This window comes from Alphaproteobacteria bacterium SS10 (assembly GCA_019192455.1).
Lineage (GTDB): Bacteria > Pseudomonadota > Alphaproteobacteria > TMED2 > TMED2 > TMED2.
Window position 1 is genome coordinate 319,057 of the sequence record JAHCML010000003.1, and the last position, 19,559, is coordinate 338,615.

Consider the following 19,559-nt stretch of genomic DNA (forward strand, 5'->3'; position numbering starts at 1 on the left):
CACCATGGTAGAGGCGGCTGAAGCGCCAGCTACGGACCGGCCACGCTGGCCCGCGATCGGTGCCTGGTGCCTTTATGATTGGGCGAATTCTGCCTTCAATACGGTGGTGCTGACCTTTGTGTTCAGCGTCTATTTCGCCAAGGGCGTTGTGGGGGATGAGGCAGCAGGCAGCGGCCAATGGGGCATTGCCATTGGCCTGGCCGGTTTGATTGTTGCCTTCACCAGCCCGGTCTTGGGGGCCATTGCCGACCATGCCGGTGCCCGCAAACCGTGGTTGGCTCTGTTCACTGCCATCACCGTTCTTGCCACCGCTGCCCTTTGGTTTGCGGAGCCTGATCCCGGTTTCGCCCTTTATGTTCTGGCACTTGTGATCATTGCCAGCGTGACCTTTGAGTGGGGACAGGTGTTTTACAACGCCATGCTTACCGGGGTGGCGCCGACCGCCATGACGGGCCGTATCTCCGGCTGGGGATGGGGCCTGGGCTATTTCGGTGGGCTCGGCTGTTTGGCGCTTTGCCTAACGCTGTTGATCCAGCCTGACCCGCCCATGTTCGGGTTGGATAAGGGAGCGCAAGAGCCGGTTCGGGCGACGGCCCTGCTGGTGGCGGTTTGGTTTGCCCTATTCTCCCTTCCGCTATTCCTTGCGCCAGTAGAGCGGCGTGGCGACAGCGTTGGGTTGGGTGACGCTGTGGCGCGTGGGCTTAAGCAGTTGCGGGCTAGCCTGGTTGAGCTGTGGCAGCAGCGAAACCTGCTCCGTTTCTTGATTGCGTCAGCACTCTACCGCGATGGTCTGGGCACGCTTTTTGCCGTTGGTGGCCTCTATGCCGCGGGCACTTTTGGGATGGAGTTCGATGAGATCCTGATCTTCGCCATTGGGCTCAATGTAACCGCTGGCCTGGGTGCTGCTCTCTTCGCCTGGGTGGATGATTGGGTTGGGCCGAAACCAACAATCTTGTTGGCCTTGGCTGGTCTGATTGGCCTTGGCACCGCAACGCTCTTGGTGACGGATAAGACCGTCTTTATGGCCCTTGCCCTTGGCCTCGGCATCTTCGTCGGGCCGGCCCAGGCGGCCAGCCGATCAATGCTGGCGCGGTTAAGTGATCCCGCCCAGGTAACCGAGATGTTTGGCCTCTACGCCCTGACCGGCAAATCAATTGCCTTTCTGGGCCCGCTCCTATTCGGGGTGGTGACCACCGCCACGGATAGCCAGCGCTGGGGCATGGCGACCATCATCGTCTTCCTCGCCGCCGGTGCGCTGCTACTGCTCACCGTCCGCCCACCTGCAAAGCAGACTTCCCAGTAAACTCTTAGCGTGGGCGCTTGCGTTCCGGGCAGTCGGGGGCTATGCCGGGCACCAGATTACCAATGCCAGAGGAATGGCCCCATGTCGCCGCAGCAGCAGATCACCCAAGCCGCGCAAATGACGCCCCAGCAGGTGCTGGATAAAGCCGCCGAACTTGAGAGCAAAGGCGATGTTCAACAGGCCATCGCCTTCTACCGGTTCTTGATCTCCATGGACCCGGGCGATGGCCGCGCGCTGTTCCGCCTCGGTAACCTTCTGCTCAGTAACAACATGCCGAAGGAATGCCTGCCCTATTACCGGGTGTTGGTTGAGTTGAACCCGAATTACGCGCCGGGGCGCATCAATTTCTCGATCGCTTTCAAGAAGCTTGGCCGTCTGAATAAGGCGATTGAGCAACTGCAAGCTGTTGTCGATCAGGATCCCGATAACCTTGCCGCCTGGCAGCAACTGGCTGACAGTCAACGCACGGCTGAAAACCTGCCTGAGGCCTTGGTGGCCTTTAAGCGATGGTTGGAGCTGGCGCCCGATGACGCCAAGGCTGCCCATATGGTGAAGTCAGTTGAGGCCTTCCTCGACGGTAACAATGCCGGTCCTGACCGCGCCGATGACAAATACGTGGCGAGCTATTTCGACCAATATGCCAAGACATTCGACAGCCATACGGCGTCTGTCCTGCGCTACCAGGGGCCTAAGATCCTGAAGCAGGTGTCAGCTCAGGCTGGTCTGCTCGATGGTGATAAGCGTGATGTGCTCGACCTCGGCTGCGGTACCGGGCTTTGCGGCGAGTTTCTGGCGCCAAACGCCAGCCGGTTGGACGGCATCGATCTATCGCCAGTGATGCTGGAAGAGGCCGGCAAGAAGGGCATCTATAACGAGCTAATCGAGGGCGAGCTGGTCAGCGCTATGGAAGGGCTGGAAGAGAACAGCTACGACCTCGCGGTTGCCGGTGACGTCTTCTGCTATATCGGTGCGCTTGAGGATACCTTTGCCCAGGTTGCACGCCTGGTGCGGCCACAGGGTGGTTTCCTCTTCACCGTTGAATCCATGACCTATAACGAGGTTGATGCTGGCGCGGTGGACCACATCCTCCGTCACTCCGGCCGCTATGCGCAGCACCGCGATTACATTGAGCGGTTGGCCGCTGAACATGGGTTCGATGTGATGCAGATCACCAATGAGACCCTGCGCCTAGAATATGGCAAGCCGATTGCGGGCTGGATGGTGCTGCTGCAGCGCTTGGCTTAAGCCTTAGCTGTCTGAGGTCGCTGCCTCAGTTGTGGTGCCTGCTGCCTTGCGCGGTGCAAAGCGACCACCTTTGCGGAAGCGATAGAGATAGGTCGGTGCGATCACCTCTAGCGTGGTCGCCTCGATATCCAAATCAGCCAGGGTCTTGGCGTCATCCGCCACCACATTATCGCTCTTCAAAAGCTCAACCTGATCACGGGTCAGCATCTGGCCTGGTAGGCGCTCAAACACGGCGCCCTGCAGTTTTGCAACGCCAAATGGCAGATTGACCAGGCGGCGATGACGCCCCGTCTCCTCATTGATGTAGTCGAGGATCTGCTTCAAGCTGTAGCGGCGCGGCCCGCCCAGCTCATAGGTCTGTCCTGCAGCCTCACGCCGGGTGATGGCGGCCATCACGGCATCGGCGACATCACCCACATAAACTGGCTGGAACCGGGTATGGCCACCACCGATTAGCGGTAGGGCAGGGGCCAGCATCGCCATCTCGCCAAAGCGGTTGAGGAACTCATCCTCCGGTCCAAACACCACGCTGGGGCGCAGGATGGTGGCGTTTGGGAACGCCGCCAAGATGGCCTCTTCACCCAGGGCCTTACTGCGAGCATAGGCAGCCTTGCTGTTCTTATCGGCGCCGATGGCAGAGATATGAACCAGCTTCTCAACCCCGGCGGCGGCCGATGCCTTGGCAATCCGCTCGGGTAGGTCAGTATGGACGGCCGGGAATTTCTGGCGCCGGTTCTCGGCAAGGATACCAACTAGGTTTACAACAACCTGCGCGCCCTCAACCAAGCGATGGACCGTCGCGTCATCTTTGATGTTGGCGGTGATCGGCACCACCTGGCCAACCACACCGCTAACCCGAAGGCGGTTAGCACGGGCCGCCGCGCGGGTTGGGATGCGCACCTCATAACCGGCGCGGGTCAGGGCCTGCACCACGTAGCGACCAAGAAAACCGGTGCCACCAAAGACGGTGGCGGTCTTGCCAGACTGATTGAGGGTCATGATGTCCGCCGTTTGGCTGGTGTGATCAAATGATGAAGCAGTGATATGGCGCGGTTGGGCGCAAGCCAACCCCTAAATCCATTATCAAACGGCCAATACCATGCTGTTAACATGGCGAATGCACGCATGTTATGCGCAACGGTGATTGACAACGGCGCGCCCCGGTTCTAAGTCAACCGCTCGCTCTCCGACGGCAACCCCGTTGGATTGTGCCCAGGTGGCGGAATTGGTAGACGCGCAGGTTTCAGGTACCTGTGGCCGCAAGGCCGTGGAAGTTCGAGTCTTCTCCTGGGCACCATTACAAGCAGCACTCAAATCATGACAATTCATCTGCATCAAGACGACCTGCCTGACGATTTCGATCCGGGCAAAGCTGTCGCTATCGATAGTGAGACCACTGGCCTGCACCCTGGCCGTGACCGCCTCTGCCTGGTTCAGGTCTCCTCCGGCGATGGCGATGCGCATTTGGTGAAGGTGGGCAAAGAGATCGCGCCAGCCCCCAACCTGACCCGCATCCTGGCGGACGAGAAGGTGCTGAAGCTCTATCACTACGCCCGGTTTGATATTGCCATGCTGTTCGACAGCTATGGGGTGATGAGCGCACCGAACTACTGCACCAAGATCGCCTCACGCCTGGTGCGCACCTATACCGACCGGCATTCGCTTAAGACCCTGTGTCAGGAACTGTTGGGCGTTAGCCTGTCGAAAGAGCAGCAAAGCTCCGACTGGGCAGCGGAGGAGCTGACCAAAGAACAGATGGGCTACGCTGCCAGTGACGTCCTCTATCTGCATCAGCTTTGTGAGCGTTTGAATGAGATGCTGGAGCGTGAAGGGCGGCTCGATTTAGCGCTCTCTTGCTTTGATTTTCTGCCAACCCGATGCCAGTTAGACCTAGCCGGTTGGCCGGAAGTGGACATTTTCAGCCACTCATAAGTGTTGGCTAATCCATGCCGAATTTAAGTGATGTGGTGGTTGACCGGCACCCGTCCCGTCCCCATACTCTTTGACGTTTGGCACGTATTCTGCATGCAGACACATGTCTCGCCTGCCGGTCGCCATTATTTTTGCCCGATATTTCAATGGCTTTTGCCCTTGTGACCCTCGGGCCCTCGGTTAAGGGGCGGTTACGCGTGAGCACCCAACCCGCAGCAGTAAATCCAGCAGCCACCGATGCCGGTGATGCTACCGATAAGCCCGTCGACGTCGTGGCCGTCGCCCGCAAGACGCTCGGCCTTGAGGCTGAGGGGCTGGAGGCGCTCGCGGCATCAATCGATGACGTCTTTGTCTCTGCTGTTGATTTGATCTTCAAGGTAACCGGCGGTGTTGCTGCCCCTGGACAGGCGCCAGGTCAAGCGCAGGGCCGCGTTGTTGTGACCGGGATCGGGAAAAGCGGTCACGTCGCCAATAAGATTACCGCCACCTTGGCCTCAACCGGTACGCCAGCCCTGTTTGTTCACCCCGCTGAGGCCCAGCATGGCGACCTTGGCATGATCACGCCGAATGATGTGATCCTGGCGCTCTCAAACTCTGGCCGTATGGCCGAACTGGCGACCCTGGCCCCATACGCTAAGCGGTTCCAGATCCCACTAATTGGGATGACTAAGGATGCTGCCTCACCTTTGGCTGAGCAGTCGGATATTGCGCTTATCCTGCCAAGTTTTGAGGAAGCCTGCCCGCTGCATCTGGCGCCGACCACCTCAACCACCATGATGATGGCTCTCGGCGATGCGCTGGCCATGGCGCTGCTTGAGCGTCGTGGCTTTTCAGCGGATGAGTTCCGCATCTTCCACCCTGGTGGCGCACTGGGGCAGAAGCTTCTGCGGGTTGCTGACCTGATGCACCAGGGGGATGCGCTGCCACTGCTGCCAGAAGATGCCTCCATGGCTGATATCCTGGTGATGATCAGTGAGAAGAGCTTTGGTTGTGCTGGCCTCATCGACGGGGCCGGTAAGCTGCTCGGCATTATCACCGATGGTGATTTGCGCCGCCATATGGCGCCCGACCTGCTGACCCGCCCGGCCTTGGACATCATGACCAAAGGGCCGAAGACGATCCGGCCGCAGGCGCTGGCCGCTGAGGCACTGGCTGTGATGAATGAGAAATCGATCACCAGCCTGTTCGTTCTGGAAGATGGCAAACCGGTTGGCATCATCCATGTCCATGATCTGCTGCGTTCGGGTGTTGCCTAACCCATGACAGACCTGCGCGACCCAACCACCAAAGAGAGAGGCAAAGGCGCCGAACGGCAGCCAACCCTCGACCTTGCTGGCGGTGCCGTTGGGTTGAGTGGGTTTGAGGCGGGCTCAGAATACTATGCTGGCCGCCCAAGCTATCTTGGGCCAAACCCAGCTACATCAGCGGTGCCCGAGGCTTTGGCCGAGGATGTTTCATCCCAAGAGCTGTTCGAAGCTGAAGCAATCCATATCGCCGCCGCCGAGCCGGAGATGGTCGAGCCACCGGTGGCTGAGGCCGTTTTTGAGCCATCGCCGCCAGCGCAACCTGACCCCCCACCTGCACCAGAGCCTGAACCCGAGCCGCTTTTGGAGGCCGCTGCGCCTGTCGTTGACGAGGTTGTTGAGCAGGCACCGCCCGAGGCTCTACGCCCCGCCACGCTGCAAACCACACCGCGCGCCGATGCCAAGCCGTTGAGCATTCAGGCTGCCCCCGGTGCCAAGGGTAGTGATTGGTACAGACAGCGCGCCGCCGACCGGGTCAATCCGCGTCGCTCTGTTGTGATCCGAATGCTGCGGGTGGCAGTGCCATCATTGGCAGCGGTCCTGTTGATCGGGACGCTGGTTTGGCCGCTGATCAATGCAGATCAGAATGGCCTCCGGCAGTTGGGACGTGGTGAGAGCGCCATGTTGAATGCCCGGTTTGAGGGGTATGACGATGCTGACCGTCTGGTCTCGATCACCGCTGACCAGGTCACCCGATCGACTGGCGACACCAACCTCATCGACCTAGAGCAGCCACTGGCCGACATCACTTACGATGACGGCTCCCGCGTTGCGATCCGTGCCAATCAGGGCCGGTTTGACGAAGAACGACAGCAGCTGTTGCTTCAGGGTGATGTGAATATGTTCCAACCCAACGGGTTTGAGTTCACCACGTCACGCCTACAGGTGGATACAAGCCAACGCGCCGCCTGGTCCGATCAGCCAGTTACCGGCACTGGCCCCGGCGGCAGTATCGCCGGTAGTGCCGTTCAGATTTTGGAAAATGGCCGTTTTCTGGTCTTTCCGGGTCCGGGTCGCCTGACCTTGGATCAAGTTGCAACCAATGGGGGCGGCTGATGCTGGTCCGTGCTTTCGCTCTCAGCTCAATTGCGGCGGTCGCTGGCTTGGCGATGATTGGCCATGCCGTTGCGCAGAACGCAGCACCGTCTGGCCCTGCTGTGAACCTGCCGGGTACTGATGGTGGCGGGCCGATTGAGATCATTGCCGATGGCGCGCTCGAATGGCAGCGCGATGCTCAGGCCTATGTGGCCCGGGGCAATGCGGTGGCGGCGCGTGGTGATCTTGAGGTCGCCGCTGATATCCTAATCGCCTATTACCGGCCCGATGATGGCGGCGCTAACCAGATCTACCGCCTCGATGCCCGTGGCAATGTACGCCTGACCTCTGCTGATGCCGTGGTTGAGGGGGCGGAGGCCGCCTATGACGTGGCACAAGAGGTTGCGGTCATTACCGGCGATACGCTGGTGCTGCGCACTGAAACCGACCAGATCACCGCTGAGGACAGCCTAGAGTTTTGGCAGGCCCGCAACCTTGCGGTGGCGCGTGGGAATGCCGAGGCAACCCGTGCCGAAAATGTCTTACGGTCCGACAATCTTATTGCCCGCTTTGTCAAAGATGAGGGCGGTGAGTTGGCCATGCGTATGGTGGATGCAACGGGTGGTGTGGTGATCCAGACCCCCACGGAATTGGTGCGGGGCAGCCAGGGATGGTTCGACGTGGACAGCAATATCGCGACGCTTACCGGCGATGTACGCCTGACCCGGGGTACAACGCAGCTGAATGGTGATCGCGCCGAGGTTGATATGGAGACGGGTGTTTCCCGGCTCTTCACCCTGCCCGGCCCAGATGGCCAGCGCCGGGTGCGCGGTGTACTGACACCGTCAGAACTTGAACAGGATGGGGGCAATTAATGGTCTTTGATCGTCGTCCCCCAGCACGTCCTGCCGAAGTGCCCCCCGGCCCACGCTTGGTTGGCCCCGATGGCCAGCCGGTTGATCACGCGCCTGAAGATTACAGCGCTGGCCCACAGCTGGTGCACAGCAATGCCGGCCTTCAAGCCATGCATCTGGGCAAGCGCTATCGCGGTCGCCCGGTTCTGCGGGATGTGTCGATTGCTTTGCAGCGTGGTGAGGCTGTTGGCCTGCTGGGCCCCAACGGTGCCGGTAAGACAACATCGTTCTACATCATCACCGGCCTGATCCGGCCCGATTATGGTCAGATCCTATTGGATGGTGAGGACATCACCAGCTTACCGATCTATCGGCGTGCCCGGATGGGCATCGGCTACCTGCCGCAGGAGGCCTCGATCTTCCGGGGCATGACGGTGGAGAACAATATCCGCGCCGTGCTTGAGGTGGTTGAGGAAGATCCCTCGGTCCGTGAGTTGATGTTGGATGAGCTGCTGGCCGAATTCTCGATCAGCCATTTGCGCCATACACCGACGGTTGCACTGTCCGGTGGTGAGCGCCGCCGGGTTGAGATTGCCCGGGCGCTGGCCTCCCAACCGCATTTCATCCTGCTTGATGAGCCGCTGGCCGGCATTGACCCCATCGCCGTTTCCGAAATCCGGGATTTGATCGCGCATCTAAAGGATCGCGGCATTGGCGTACTGATCACCGACCACAATGTGCGCGATACGCTGGTGATCGTTGATCGCGCCTATATCCTCCACGATGGCAGCGTCCTGATGGAGGGCGCGCCAGATGAGATCGTGGAAAACGAAGATGTCCGCCGGGTTTATCTAGGTGAGAGGTTCCGTTTATGACGGTGACCCACCAGGTGACCACGGTCGCACAGCCATGGCGGGGTAGGTAGCCATGTCTTCGGTAGGACAACGCCTCGAACTTCGGCTTGGCACATCGCTGGTGATGACGCCGCAATTGCAGCAGGCGATTAAGCTGCTGCAACTCTCGGCGGTCGAACTTCAGGACTATGTGGATCAAGAGTTAGAAGGCAACCCACTGCTGGAACGGGCCGAGCAGGGTACCGGCGATGACGCGCCGGTGACCGAAGAGGCGCAGAGCGGCCTCGAGGCCGTGGCCGTTAATGGCACCGATGCGACGGCTGAGAAGCCGGTGGAGAGCGAGACACCGGCGGAGGCGCCCGACCTTACCGAACAATCATCAAGCAGTGAGGCGTTTGAATCTGCCTTTGATGACGAATACGAGAATGTCTGGACCAACGCGGATGCCGAGATGCCAACCCCATCCATGCCCAGCTGGGAGCAGGCGGGCAGTGGTGGCGGTGGTTCCCAGCGCTTTGATGAGGATGATGAGGCGTTAGAGCAGCGCTATAGCCGTCCGCCAGATCTGCGCGAGCATCTAAACGAACAAATTCCGCTAGAGATTCCAGACCCGCAGGCGCGGATGATCGCCCTGTCCTTGCTCGATCATTTGAATGAGGCAGGATATCTCGACATAGATTGCGCTGGGATGGCCGAACAACTCGGCTGCGAGCCAGCACAGGTTGAGGATGTCCTAGGCCTACTGCAACGCTTGGACCCGCCGGGTATCTTTGCCCGGGACCTGCCCGAATGCTTGAAACTGCAGCTGATTGATCGGAATCGGTTTGATCCGGCGATGGCTGCTCTGCTCGATAATCTCGACCTCCTCGCGGCCCGGGAGTTTGGCAAGCTTCGTAAACTTTGCGAGGTCGATGACGAAGACCTGTCCGAGATGATCGGTGAGATCCGTGCCCTCGACCCCAAGCCGGCGGCCAGCTTTGACATCCCAGCGGCGGCGCCGGTTATTCCTGACATCTTTGTCCGGCCAAACCCGCGCGGTGAATGGTTGGTTGAGTTGAACCCAGATGCCTTGCCACGGGTTCTGGTCAACCAGGCCTACCATGCCGAGGTAAGCGCTAAGCTGACCGATAAGACGGATAAGGAATATGTCAGCGAGCAGTTCCAATCCGCCAACTGGCTGGTGAAATCACTTCACCAACGCGCCTCAACAATCCTGAAGGTCTCGATTGAGCTGGTGCGGCAGCAGGATGGCTTTTTCCGCCATGGGGTGCAGGCATTGAAACCGCTTGTCCTACGTGACATCGCCGAGGCGGTGGACATGCATGAGAGCACCATCAGCCGGGTCACGACGAACAAGTTCCTATCCTGCCCGCGCGGGATTTTTGAACTGAAGTACTTCTTCACCGCAGCCATTGCAGGTGCTGATGGTGAGGCCTCGCACTCAGCCGAGGCGGTTAAGCACCGGATCAAAACCATGATCGATGCGGAGCCAGCGGACAAAATCTTGTCGGACGACAAGATCGTGAGCCTGCTGCGTGATGACGGTGTCGATATCGCGCGCCGGACGGTGGCGAAATACCGTGAGGCCATGCGGATCCCGTCCTCCGTACAGCGTCGACGTGAGAAACGCCTTAATCTGTAACGGTTTCCCGGGGTTACCATCCTTTGAGCCAGGTCAATTATCGGTCAGGAGAGGGTTAATCTCTCCCGGTTACTATTGACCCCGGGCATGATCCGTCGCAGGGTTATAGGACAAACCTGTAATGCGGTGGCCGGTCTTCCCGGCCAGCCTGTCCGCAATGGCTAACGGCTTGTAATGACACGGCAATCCCGCGCGAATAAGCGGCAAGAAAATCGGTTTTTTGGTTGTCTTCAACCAGTGGGACCAGCGTTGGTTTAGGGCGTTAGATCGGTTTAACGCCCGGCAACGGGGTTATCCGCCAGCGCTTGAACAGCCATCGCCGCAACAACATTAGGGGCATAACTATGCAACTCAGCATCATTGGCAAGAACATGGATATCGGGGAAGCACTCCGGGAATACGTTGAGGAGAACCTCAGCGCATTGACCGAGAAGTACTTTTCCAACCCACTCAACGGTAAGGTTATCGTTGCCAAGGATGCCAATCAGTATATGGTCGATATCTCGGTTCATGTAGGCCGCAATATCCTGCTGCAGGCGAGCGCCCGTGCCCATGAGCCATACCCAGCCTTCGACGCGGCTGGTGAGCGGATTGAGAAGCGCCTGCGCCGCTATAAGCGTAAGCTGCGCGACCACAACCGTGATGCGGTTGAGGAGATTAAGGCCAGCCAGTATGTGATCGACCATAGCGAGGCGTCAGAGCCCGATAGTGAGGTCACCGAGGGTGAGCCCACAATCGTCGCGGAAATGCCGATCATGATTGAAGAGCTAACCGTGTCTGAGGCGGTTATGCGCCTGGATCTGGGTGAGCTACCAGCGGTTATGTTCCGTAACCGTGCCCATGGCGGCCTGAACGTGATATACCGCCGCGCTGATGGCCATATCGGATGGATTGATCCTGACGCCATCGAAACCAAATCTAAACAACCCGAAGCGGTGCCGGCTGAGTAAGCCAGCCGCTTTATCTGTGCTTGATACCGGTCGCGCTGGGGCAGCGCGTTGGGCAAAACCGTAACGTCTCACCAGGGGTACATTCATGGGCGCACCACACTTGACCGCCGATACGATCTGCGCGGACTTGAAGGTGACCAGCAAAAAGCAGGCCTTACAGGAGATCGCCGCGGTTTTCGCGAAGGTCCACGGCCTGGCTGAGCGGGAAGTCTTTGACACCCTGTTGGAACGTGAACGCCTTGGCTCGACCGGCGTTGGCCGTGGGATTGCGATACCCCATGGCAAGCTGCAGGATCTGGATGAGGTTGTCGGGGTTTTTGCGCGGCTTGAGCGTCCGGTTGATTTCGACGCCCATGATGATCAGCCGGTTGATCTCATCTTCGCCATGCTGGCCCCAATGGGCGCTGGCGCTGATCATCTAAAATCGTTGGCGAAGGTTTCACGTCTGCTGAAAGAACAGGCGCTGTGTGAGAAACTGCGCGGCGCTGAAGGGTCAGATGCGATTGAGGCCCTGTTGAGCCAGCACGCGGATAGCCGCGCAGCCTGAGTATTCCATCCCTGTGGAAGCGAGTTGTTGGGTCTAATCAAGTCCCAGCGAGGGCGCCCTAGTGAAGGCTAACTGGCTCCATCTCATGATGGCGGATCGCAGCCACGGCCGCTTCCTTATGTTCCATCATCACAATCTCAGTGCCATCGGCCGCGTAAATCGCGAATTGCCGCTCACCCTGCTCATCCTTCACGCATTTGATGTAGGCAACGTCATCCATGCCGAACATCAGAAAATCGCTTCGGGAGATTGGGGCCTTGAAGGCGCCTAACTTATCTTCGTTTGTGTCGTTCATAGTTTTGACTTTCGGTCGTTCTGACCCTCTAGGCCAGCACATAAATATTAAATTAGGTCTACAACACGATTTTTCTTGTCTTAGAAGCATGCAAGAAACGTGCATAAACCTCAACTCACGATGCCTGCGCTTCGTCGATTGTGACGGTGGCTTTTCCACTTTTCTGGCTCTTATCCCCATCACGGATCTCAATATTGCGAACCTTGGTGGTGATTTCGGGCTGGCGCAGGTCGACATGCAGCAAACCATTGCTCAAATGGGCGCCATCAACCTCAATACCGTCGGCTAAAAGGAACGCGCGCTGGAACTGACGTGCCGCGATTCCCCGATGCAGGAACACGCGCTCTTGCTCGGCGGCGCTCTGTTGTTTGCCGCGAATGACCAGCTGGCGGTCCTCCAACTGGATCGATAAATCATCCATGGTGAAGCCAGCGACCGCGATGCTGATGCGCAGATCACCGGTGCTCAATTGTTCGATATTGTAAGGGGGGTAGCCATCCGCACCGGCCTTACTCAACCGGTCCAGGGTCTGCTCCAAATGGTCAAAACCCAGCAGAAATGGGCTGCTAAAGCCTGATAGGCGTCCACTCATTACCGTCACTCCCGTTCTCAAGATCAGCGAGCGGCCCATGAAAGGGCAGATGTTGGCCAGCCCTGCATTAGGCACCAGCCACATCTTCTATGTGGGGAGTGGTTTTGTGCCATCAAGCGGAATCAATCGGCGGCCGAGGACTATGATATCGGGGCCAATCACGCAGTATTTGGCGATGCCAGAGATGTTGCTGGACCGGGTTTAATGCTACACTGCACAAATTGGTGACAAATGCAGTGGATTGCCCGGTTACCCCAACCAGTTCTGGTTGCCCAATACCGGCTGTCTTTCCTGCTTGCCCGGGCTTCGCGGATGGGGCTGTCGCCAGGAATTGGGCCCGTATCCTCCTGATGCGGGTTTGGGGATAGGTTTTTGCCATGTCGATGCTGGAGCACAGCGCCATCGGCTCGGTAGACGAGCTGAATGCGTTCCTTGCCAAGCAATGGGGTTACGGCCGCAACCTGGTGGTTGGCTGGTCACTCATGCGGGTGGGCTTGCGCCTGATCATCGCCCCGCGCTCTCGCATTTTCCATGTCGCTGGCACTGACCCACGTATCGTGCGTGGTGAACGGTTGATGAGCCAGGATGAGCTGCATCGCCGTGCCCGCCAGCTGAATGTCGAAACCATTAGCCTGTCGGTCTCCAAACAGTTTGGTGAGGGGCCCGGCCGGATCAGCCTGTCGGCGGTTGAGGTGCTGATGCGCCGGTACTCAATTATTGAGACCGAGCATCGCGGCGTTCTCTTGTTCGACATCACCAGCTTTGGCCGTTTGCCACCGCTGGGTCAGGTGGCACAGCTGAGCTATCTCGACCACGCCATCAATGTGGCGCAGCGGGTTGTCTCGGATGCCCGTATCCATGTTGAGATCAGCCGTTCGACAACGGGTGATGGTTTCTACTGCTGGAACCGGCGGGAGGGCTTTGACGCTGATGCCAGTATCTTTGCCTTTAAGGCGATTACCCTCTGTTTGCTGAAATACATGATGCAGCACGAGACAGAGAAGTTCATCCCGACCATCAAGACCTGCGCCTCCATCGGATCGCACTACACCTATTTCTCGGTTGAGCGGCTTAACCCGCGTGGCTCCAACTACATTGTTGGCGATGTGACGATTGAGCTGGCCCGCCTGATGGAAGCTGCCGATCCTGGTCAGATTCTGATCGGCAATTTCATGCGCCCAACACCGGGTGGTGAGATCTTCACGCCAAAGGATTTCGTCGAGATTGTGAATGACAAGCTGCGGGCATTCTGTGGCCGTAAGCTCTTTGGATCGAAACTGCGCGAGGCGAAATTCTATCTGACCGGTCGGCAGGTGGATCGCACCTATATGGTCGATCGTTTCGCCGTCGAGGATAAGCACGGCTTCAAGCACATTGCCTTCAACGGCAAGATCAACTTCCACTTCGATGATGGCAGTTCAATCTATCTCGGCCTTCCCACCGCCGATGCGCGTAACAACCGGGCCTTCGATGAAGTGCCAATGAACGAGCTCTAATACGCGCCGTTAAGTGCCACTTTTGTCGGAACAAGTGGCGAACAAATCAGTTAAATCGGAAAATAGGGGCGGACCGCCGGGCCGGTGAAGTCTGGGGTAGGGGGGCAAGGGACTTCAGCCAAGTTCCCGTTGAAGGGAAGGGGGACATCCCGACGGTCCGGACTTACATATAAAAATAAAAATTGCGTTCACAATAGGGCAATCGCTTAAAAACCAAGGGTTTTGAGAGAAAAAACGACTTGGCCATGCGTTCTGCGAGATTTTCTGCGGCGGTAACGCATTGTGCGAATGCCGAGCATCCTTTCGCCCGTGATGCGTAAGCATTGGATTTTAAACATTAAAGCACGTTTAGCGAACATCATGGTATGGGTTGCTAGGCTGCCAAAATGCAATGGTCAGCTCTGATGTTTGGGGCCTCTCACCAGATGCGGTGTTGGGATTAAGCTGCTGCTGCTTGCTGACGTGCCAGGCCCGCCTTCTTGGTGCCATCCACCTTCAGTTTGCGGGGATGTTTCTCCCCGGTTTCGATGAAGTGTTTGAGCTCTTCTAAGCTCTCATCGATGGCCTTCTTGAACTGCATCCGCATCATCCACCCCATCAGAATGTTGAAGGGTGGGGCGATATCTGCGTTCAGGGTCATGCGCACATTGGTGCCGTTAACGTTGTTTGGCGCTAGGGACCATGACGCCACCATTGAGCGCATGAAGCCAGGCATTTTGGCGCCAGTTGCCGCATAGGCCAGGCGATACCGGCTGGGGTCATAGCCAACAATCGTCTCGTTAAACGGGCCCATGCTGGTTTCGCAGATGCGGCCAGCACAGGGGGCGGCTGCTACCCTCGCTTTACCAGGGCGTGGGGTGGAGGCGTAGACATTGCTGGCCCAGTCGCCAGCATGCACAAAGTTCGGGCCCAGCACGTCCCAAACGCTCTCAACCGGCGCATCAATTGCCAGCACATTGGTAATCTTCATGGTCACGTCATCCTTCGCAATGTTGGTGCGGCCTCTTGATCCGTGCCGCTTCACTAGCGCCGATGATGGGACGCAGCTTAGAGCCCGCTCAATGGAGGGTTGCGCATGCTGATCTGCAAGGATGCAGGTTGGGAGGCGCGGTTACTGGCCGCCCCGGGCTTGGCTGGCTGGTTCTGCCGTCTCATTCCCATTGGCTTCAAGTACGTGCTTGGTCGCCCGGGTCAGCATATCCATGGCCACCCTGATGCGGGGCACATGGCGAAGTTCCTCATGGGTCAGCAGCCAAAGGCTAATCCAGAAAGAGTGGCCCAAGGAGCGGAGGTTGGTGAGGTCGGTCCGGTACTCAATATAAGCGTCAGAGGACGCACCAATCGCTAGCCCCGGGTTAATCGCGGCTGTCTGAGTGATGATAGAGGTGGTTCGGGCAATGATCTTGGCCCCCGGGTCAATGTCATTAATCCAACGATCATGGACCGAATGGGCGTGCGGTTGCATGTATGACATCCAGGGCGACGTTCCCAACTGCTGGTCCGGTTGATCGGCGGCACCAAAGACCGAAAACTTTGCATAACCCAGTCGGCGGCCAAACAGTCCTGGGCTGGGGGTTTCGGTGAACCGCAGAACGATATCGGCCTCGCGTTGATCCAGGCTTACATTCTCGTAGCTTTCCCGAAGCTCCAGATGGATGCCTGGATTTGCCTTCATGATCGGGACCAACTTTGGGGCCATCAATTCAAACAGAAAATCGAGGCTGGAGACCCGGACCGTCCCTTCTATCTGATCCTGCCCATCAAGATTGGGCAGCAGATCCTCCATTGTCCGCTCTAGCTGCCTGGCGGCCAGGACCAGGTCATCGCCCTCGGTTGAGAATTCAATCCCACCCTTGATCCGCTCAACCCGCTTGATGCCGATATCAAGCTCTAGGCGGCGCAAGCGCCGGGTCACGGTGGTCGGATCAATGCGCAGTAGCTTGGCAGCCAGGGACACTTGCCTCGTTTCTGCCATGGCAGAGATAAGGCGCAGATCATTCCAGTCGATCTGATCTATCAGGCGGTTAACCATTCCTAATTCTCTTTCTTGCGCGACGTCCTGGCGGGAACTTGATAGTCACCGTTTGCGGTTCGGGAATTCAATCGGCGCCACGGCAGGCAGGCCTGCATGGTTGCAGATTTCCCTAACATTTTTTCAAACAGGGCTTAGAATGACCATTCTGAAAACTATTTTCAGATTAGGTAGAACAACCGTTCTTGAGCAATGATGGTTTCTTCGCCCCCAGATCAGGCTATCTCAACGCCGATGACCCAAGTGACTTCCGATAAGCGGCACCATGCCATCATGGCCGCCCGCGATGTGTTTTGGCGCAATGGCTATGAAGAGGCCTCAATGACCGAGCTGGTCGAGGCGACCGGCCTGAACCGCTATGCCATTTATTCAATCTTTGGCAGCAAGCGTGATTTATTCCTGGCAACGCTGGAATCATACTTCGCCCATGGCGAGGCGCTGTTCTATCCAATCATCAACGACACCAGCCGGCCCGCGCTGGAGCGGATTGAGCATGGCCTCTACACGATGATTGAGCTGACCCTCCATCAGGGGCAGGGCTGTTACATCTGCCATGTCGCGGTGAAGGAGAGTGACCGCGACCAGACCGTCTGTGCCGCGGTGAATGAATTCTTCGATCGCATCCTGGAGGCCATGTCCATGCCTATGCGGGATGCGATGGAGGCTGGGCATCTGAACCCCAACCTGACGCCCGAGATGGCGGCACGCATCGTCTTTGCCGCTGAGATGAGCATGGGGCTCTACATTCAGGCGGCAGCGCCCCGCGAGACCCTGCAGAGCATTGCCCATGCGGCGATGGCGGCAATCTCAGCACCTGGTGCCTGGTCACCAATTGATCCGCCAAAGATCGTCCTGCCTGAAGAGATGATCGCCTCATTTCCAAAGGCTCCGGTACCCAATTGATCCGCTGACAGCGTGTCGATCACGGCGAGTTGACGACAAATTTTCGTAATCTATCTAAAAACAGAATGAACGTTCTGGTCATCTGTTTGGAAAGTCTGTAAGAGAGCCTCAACTCTGAAATTTTCTCGCCGCAGGCTGCCCATGCCGCGCGGTTGTCCAAAAGGAACCTCTCGATGAAAGAGACAATTAAGGCGCTGGACGGCTTTGCTGTCGCGTTGGCTGAGTTCGTCATCCGTTGGCGCTATCTGACCATTTTGGCCTGTATTGGCCTTGCCTTTGGTATGGCTACCTTCGCCGCCAATCTGGGCATCGCGAATAACTACCGGGTCTTTTTCTCCGCCGATAATCCTGAGCTAACGGCGTTTGAGGAGTTCCAGACCACCTACACCAAGAATGACAACATCCTCTTTGTGATCCGCCCTAAGAGCGGTGAGAGCTTCGACAACAGTACCCTTGCGGCCGTTGAGGCGCTGACCGCCGAGGCCTGGAAAATCCCCTTCGCCATCCGCGTTGATAGCATCACGAATTTCCAATCAACCCGGGCAATTGAAGACGATTTGATCGTCGAAGACCTAGTCATTGATGGTGCGGGGCTCAATGCCCAAACCCGGGCGGAGAAGCAGCAGATCGCTTTAGCGGAGCCGCTGCTGCGCAATCAGCTAATCACCCCATCGGTCGATGCCACCGCTGTTAATGTGGTGCTCCAATTCCCTGAGAAGGATTTGACCGAGGTGCCCTCGGCGGTGAATGCCGCGCGTGAGCTGCGAGCGGAGATTGCGTCTCAATTCTCAGATCTTGAGATCAAGCTGACCGGCGTGGCCGTGTTGAACAACGCGTTCTCAGAGGCTGGTTTGGGCGATATGAGCTCTCTCGTGCCGCTGATGTATCTAGTTGTCCTCTTGGCATCGATTGTCGCCTTGCGCTCACTCTCGGCAGTGTTTGCAACCCTTATGGTAATCACCCTGTCGGTGATGTTTGCCATGGGTGCGGCTGGTCTCATGCATATCGACATGACGCCGATCTCATTCAGCGCGCCGACCGTGATCATGACCCTAGCGGTGGCAGATTCCATTCACATCATGATGTCGATGCGATCGAATATGCGGCGTGGCATGGCGAAGCGTGAGGCGCTGGTCGATGCGATCCGGATCAACTTCCTGGCGGTCTCAATCACCTCGCTGACCACGATAGTTGGCTTCCTTGCGCTCAACTTCTCTGATGCCCCACCGTTCTGGCATCTGGGCAATATCACCGCGAGTGGCATCTTCGCCGCCTGGCTGTTCTCAATCACCCTGCTACCGGCCCTGGTCAGCCTGCTGCCGATGAAGGTGAAGGTTGCGGATCAGGATGGTCGCGACCCGGTGATGCGCCGGTTTGCCGATTGGGTGATCGAACGGCATCGTAGCTTGGCCGTTATCTGCATTCTGGTGGTCACTGGTCTGATCGCGATGATCCCGACCATCACCTTCAACGATCAGTGGGTTGAGTATTTCGATGAGCGGGTGGAATTCCGCCGCGATACCGACCAGGCTGTTAAGCACTTTGGCGTTTATCCGATTGAGTTCTCAATCCCAGCCGGGGCGCCGGGCGGTATCTCAGAGCCCGACTTCCTGAACCGGCTTGAGGCCTTCACGATCTGGCTGCGTGAGCAACCAAACGTCACCCATGTCTATTCGCTGTCTGACATCTTCAAGCGGCTGAATATGAACATGCATGCCGATGATCAGAGCTACTTCCGCACACCACAGGACCGTGAGCTTTCGGCCCAGTATCTCCTGCTTTATGAGCTGTCGCTACCCTATGGCCTGGACCTCAATGACCGTGTGAATATTGATAAGTCGGCGACCCGGGTCACCGTGACCTTTGGCAATATCACCACGGCGGAAACCAAGGAGTTTCTGGCAGCGGCGAATACCTATATCGCAGAGAACTTCCCACCCGAGCAGCAGGCCAAGCCAACCTCTGCCCAGGTGATGTTCACCTATATCACCGACCGGAATGTGCAGCAGATGATCCTGGGCACCACCATCGCCATTTTGGCAATCTCGGTGATCATGATGTTCAGCCTGCAGAGTTTCTCACTCGGACTGCTGTCATTGATCCCGAACGGGCTGCCGATTTTGGTGACCTTTGGTATCTGGGCGCTGTTGGTCAACACGGTTGGCTTCTCGGTTGCGACGGTTGCCTCGATCTCGCTTGGTATCATTGTTGATGACACGGTCCACTTCTTGACCAAGTATCAACGTGCTCGGCGAGAGAAGGCGCTCGAGCCGCCGGACGCGATCCGCTATGCCTTTGAAACCGTGGGCTCTGCTCTAATCGTCAATACAATTGTCTTGGCGCTCGGCTTCTCGGTTCTGGCTTACTCAAGCTTCAAGATGAATGTGGATATGGGCCTGATGACCATCATCGCGATCGTTGTTGCCCTGATCCTCGACTTCTTACTGCTGCCGGCCCTACTGCTGTTCGGCCATGGCCGTGGTGAGAAGACCTCTGATAAAGCGGTCGACACGGCAAGTAAGCCGGTGGATGACACCGCCGCCCAACCCGCTTAAACCCAACGCAATACGACCGG

General features: G+C 57.8%; 18 protein-coding genes and 1 tRNA gene. 14 read left to right on the forward strand and 5 right to left on the reverse strand.

The features are described 5' to 3' along the window. The first annotated feature begins 4 nt into the window (after nt 1–4). Nucleotides 5–1,303 (forward strand): MFS transporter, encoded by a 1,299-nt coding sequence (locus tag KI792_01930; protein ID MBV6631774.1) that lies wholly within the window; start codon nt 5–7, stop codon nt 1,301–1,303. A gap of 81 nt (nt 1,304–1,384) precedes the next feature. Next, a complete protein-coding gene (locus KI792_01935) occupies nt 1,385–2,548 on the forward strand; it encodes a tetratricopeptide repeat protein (GenBank protein MBV6631775.1) in 1,164 nt (387 codons plus the stop codon). A gap of 3 nt (nt 2,549–2,551) precedes the next feature. Here KI792_01935 and KI792_01940 read toward each other — a convergent pair whose 3' ends face one another. Beyond that, nucleotides 2,552–3,547 carry a complex I NDUFA9 subunit family protein gene (locus KI792_01940; GenBank protein MBV6631776.1) on the reverse strand — a complete coding sequence of 332 codons (996 nt, stop codon included), beginning with the start codon at nt 3,545–3,547 and terminating at the stop codon, nt 2,552–2,554. 211 nt (nt 3,548–3,758) lie between these two features. Between KI792_01940 and KI792_01945 the strand changes: the two genes are divergently transcribed. The 9 genes from KI792_01945 (at nt 3,759) to ptsN (ending at nt 11,666) form a co-directional block, all read left to right on the forward strand. Continuing rightward, nucleotides 3,759–3,845: transfer RNA gene (locus tag KI792_01945), tRNA-Leu, on the forward strand. 20 nt (nt 3,846–3,865) lie between these two features. Further along, on the forward strand, nt 3,866–4,480 hold the full coding sequence (locus tag KI792_01950) for a ribonuclease D (protein ID MBV6631777.1): 615 nt from the start codon (nt 3,866–3,868) through the stop codon (nt 4,478–4,480). Nucleotides 4,481–4,626: 146 nt separating this feature from the next. Continuing rightward, nucleotides 4,627–5,736: a KpsF/GutQ family sugar-phosphate isomerase gene (locus KI792_01955; protein MBV6631778.1), complete on the forward strand. Its 1,110-nt coding sequence runs from the start codon at nt 4,627–4,629 to the stop codon at nt 5,734–5,736. Nucleotides 5,737–5,739: 3 nt separating this feature from the next. Beyond that, on the forward strand, nt 5,740–6,840 hold the full coding sequence (lptC, locus tag KI792_01960; protein MBV6631779.1) for an LPS export ABC transporter periplasmic protein LptC: 1,101 nt from the start codon (nt 5,740–5,742) through the stop codon (nt 6,838–6,840). Next, complete coding sequence (locus KI792_01965; protein ID MBV6631780.1) at nt 6,840–7,694, forward strand: hypothetical protein; 855 nt, start codon at nt 6,840–6,842, stop codon at nt 7,692–7,694. The genes lptC and KI792_01965 overlap by 1 nt, the downstream gene beginning before the upstream one ends. Then, nucleotides 7,694–8,548 carry an LPS export ABC transporter ATP-binding protein gene (gene lptB, locus KI792_01970; protein ID MBV6631781.1) on the forward strand — a complete coding sequence of 285 codons (855 nt, stop codon included), beginning with the start codon at nt 7,694–7,696 and terminating at the stop codon, nt 8,546–8,548. Before KI792_01965 ends, lptB begins: the two co-directional genes overlap by 1 nt. 52 nt (nt 8,549–8,600) lie before the next feature. After that, nucleotides 8,601–10,169: an RNA polymerase factor sigma-54 gene (rpoN, locus tag KI792_01975; GenBank protein MBV6631782.1), complete on the forward strand. Its 1,569-nt coding sequence runs from the start codon at nt 8,601–8,603 to the stop codon at nt 10,167–10,169. Nucleotides 10,170–10,513: 344 nt separating this feature from the next. Beyond that, entirely contained in the window at nt 10,514–11,119 is a 606-nt protein-coding gene (gene raiA / locus KI792_01980; protein MBV6631783.1) for a ribosome-associated translation inhibitor RaiA, read from the forward strand. An 85-nt stretch (nt 11,120–11,204) separates the two neighbouring features. Next, a complete protein-coding gene (gene ptsN / locus KI792_01985) occupies nt 11,205–11,666 on the forward strand; it encodes a PTS IIA-like nitrogen regulatory protein PtsN (GenBank protein ID MBV6631784.1) in 462 nt (153 codons plus the stop codon). 58 nt (nt 11,667–11,724) lie between these two features. On the opposite strand, the gene KI792_01990 is transcribed toward ptsN, so the two are convergent. Together KI792_01990 and KI792_01995 are read right to left on the reverse strand one after the other, a co-directional pair. Beyond that, nucleotides 11,725–11,961, reverse strand: coding sequence for a DUF1150 family protein (locus tag KI792_01990; protein MBV6631785.1), 237 nt, complete (start codon nt 11,959–11,961; stop codon nt 11,725–11,727). Nucleotides 11,962–12,076: 115 nt separating this feature from the next. Next, nucleotides 12,077–12,553, reverse strand: coding sequence for an Hsp20 family protein (locus KI792_01995; GenBank protein MBV6631786.1), 477 nt, complete (start codon nt 12,551–12,553; stop codon nt 12,077–12,079). Between the two features lie 377 nt (nt 12,554–12,930). Here KI792_01995 and KI792_02000 point away from each other — a divergent pair, with 377 nt between their 5' ends. Beyond that, the gene (locus KI792_02000; GenBank protein ID MBV6631787.1) at nt 12,931–14,049 is read left to right on the forward strand and encodes a hypothetical protein; all 1,119 of its coding nucleotides are present in this window, start codon (nt 12,931–12,933) and stop codon (nt 14,047–14,049) included. Nucleotides 14,050–14,488: 439 nt separating this feature from the next. Here KI792_02000 and KI792_02005 read toward each other — a convergent pair whose 3' ends face one another. Continuing rightward, the gene (locus tag KI792_02005; GenBank protein MBV6631788.1) at nt 14,489–15,019 is read right to left on the reverse strand and encodes an SRPBCC family protein; all 531 of its coding nucleotides are present in this window, start codon (nt 15,017–15,019) and stop codon (nt 14,489–14,491) included. Nucleotides 15,020–15,160: 141 nt separating this feature from the next. Continuing rightward, a complete protein-coding gene (locus KI792_02010) occupies nt 15,161–16,081 on the reverse strand; it encodes a LysR family transcriptional regulator (GenBank protein ID MBV6631789.1) in 921 nt (306 codons plus the stop codon). Nucleotides 16,082–16,315: 234 nt separating this feature from the next. Between KI792_02010 and KI792_02015 the strand changes: the two genes are divergently transcribed. Beyond that, nucleotides 16,316–16,984 (forward strand): TetR/AcrR family transcriptional regulator, encoded by a 669-nt coding sequence (locus KI792_02015; GenBank protein MBV6631790.1) that lies wholly within the window; start codon nt 16,316–16,318, stop codon nt 16,982–16,984. Between the two features lie 173 nt (nt 16,985–17,157). Further along, on the forward strand, nt 17,158–19,539 hold the full coding sequence (locus tag KI792_02020) for an MMPL family transporter (GenBank protein ID MBV6631791.1): 2,382 nt from the start codon (nt 17,158–17,160) through the stop codon (nt 19,537–19,539). Nucleotides 19,540–19,559 lie beyond the last annotated feature (20 nt).

Coding starts and splice junctions, on each gene's coding strand:
- KI792_01990 (MBV6631785.1), bottom strand. CDS start 11,961: ATGAACGACACAAACGAAGATAAGTTAGGCGCCTTCAAGGCCCCAATC.
- lptB (MBV6631781.1), top strand. CDS start 7,694: ATGGTCTTTGATCGTCGTCCCCCAGCACGTCCTGCCGAAGTGCCCCCC.
- rpoN (MBV6631782.1), top strand. CDS start 8,601: ATGTCTTCGGTAGGACAACGCCTCGAACTTCGGCTTGGCACATCGCTG.
- KI792_02000 (MBV6631787.1), top strand. CDS start 12,931: ATGTCGATGCTGGAGCACAGCGCCATCGGCTCGGTAGACGAGCTGAAT.
- lptC (MBV6631779.1), top strand. CDS start 5,740: ATGACAGACCTGCGCGACCCAACCACCAAAGAGAGAGGCAAAGGCGCC.
- KI792_02005 (MBV6631788.1), bottom strand. CDS start 15,019: ATGAAGATTACCAATGTGCTGGCAATTGATGCGCCGGTTGAGAGCGTT.
- KI792_01965 (MBV6631780.1), top strand. CDS start 6,840: ATGCTGGTCCGTGCTTTCGCTCTCAGCTCAATTGCGGCGGTCGCTGGC.
- raiA (MBV6631783.1), top strand. CDS start 10,514: ATGCAACTCAGCATCATTGGCAAGAACATGGATATCGGGGAAGCACTC.
- KI792_02010 (MBV6631789.1), bottom strand. CDS start 16,081: ATGGTTAACCGCCTGATAGATCAGATCGACTGGAATGATCTGCGCCTT.
- KI792_01995 (MBV6631786.1), bottom strand. CDS start 12,553: ATGAGTGGACGCCTATCAGGCTTTAGCAGCCCATTTCTGCTGGGTTTT.
- KI792_02015 (MBV6631790.1), top strand. CDS start 16,316: ATGACCCAAGTGACTTCCGATAAGCGGCACCATGCCATCATGGCCGCC.
- ptsN (MBV6631784.1), top strand. CDS start 11,205: ATGGGCGCACCACACTTGACCGCCGATACGATCTGCGCGGACTTGAAG.
- KI792_01940 (MBV6631776.1), bottom strand. CDS start 3,547: ATGACCCTCAATCAGTCTGGCAAGACCGCCACCGTCTTTGGTGGCACC.
- KI792_02020 (MBV6631791.1), top strand. CDS start 17,158: ATGAAAGAGACAATTAAGGCGCTGGACGGCTTTGCTGTCGCGTTGGCT.
- KI792_01930 (MBV6631774.1), top strand. CDS start 5: ATGGTAGAGGCGGCTGAAGCGCCAGCTACGGACCGGCCACGCTGGCCC.
- KI792_01935 (MBV6631775.1), top strand. CDS start 1,385: ATGTCGCCGCAGCAGCAGATCACCCAAGCCGCGCAAATGACGCCCCAG.
- KI792_01950 (MBV6631777.1), top strand. CDS start 3,866: ATGACAATTCATCTGCATCAAGACGACCTGCCTGACGATTTCGATCCG.
- KI792_01955 (MBV6631778.1), top strand. CDS start 4,627: ATGGCTTTTGCCCTTGTGACCCTCGGGCCCTCGGTTAAGGGGCGGTTA.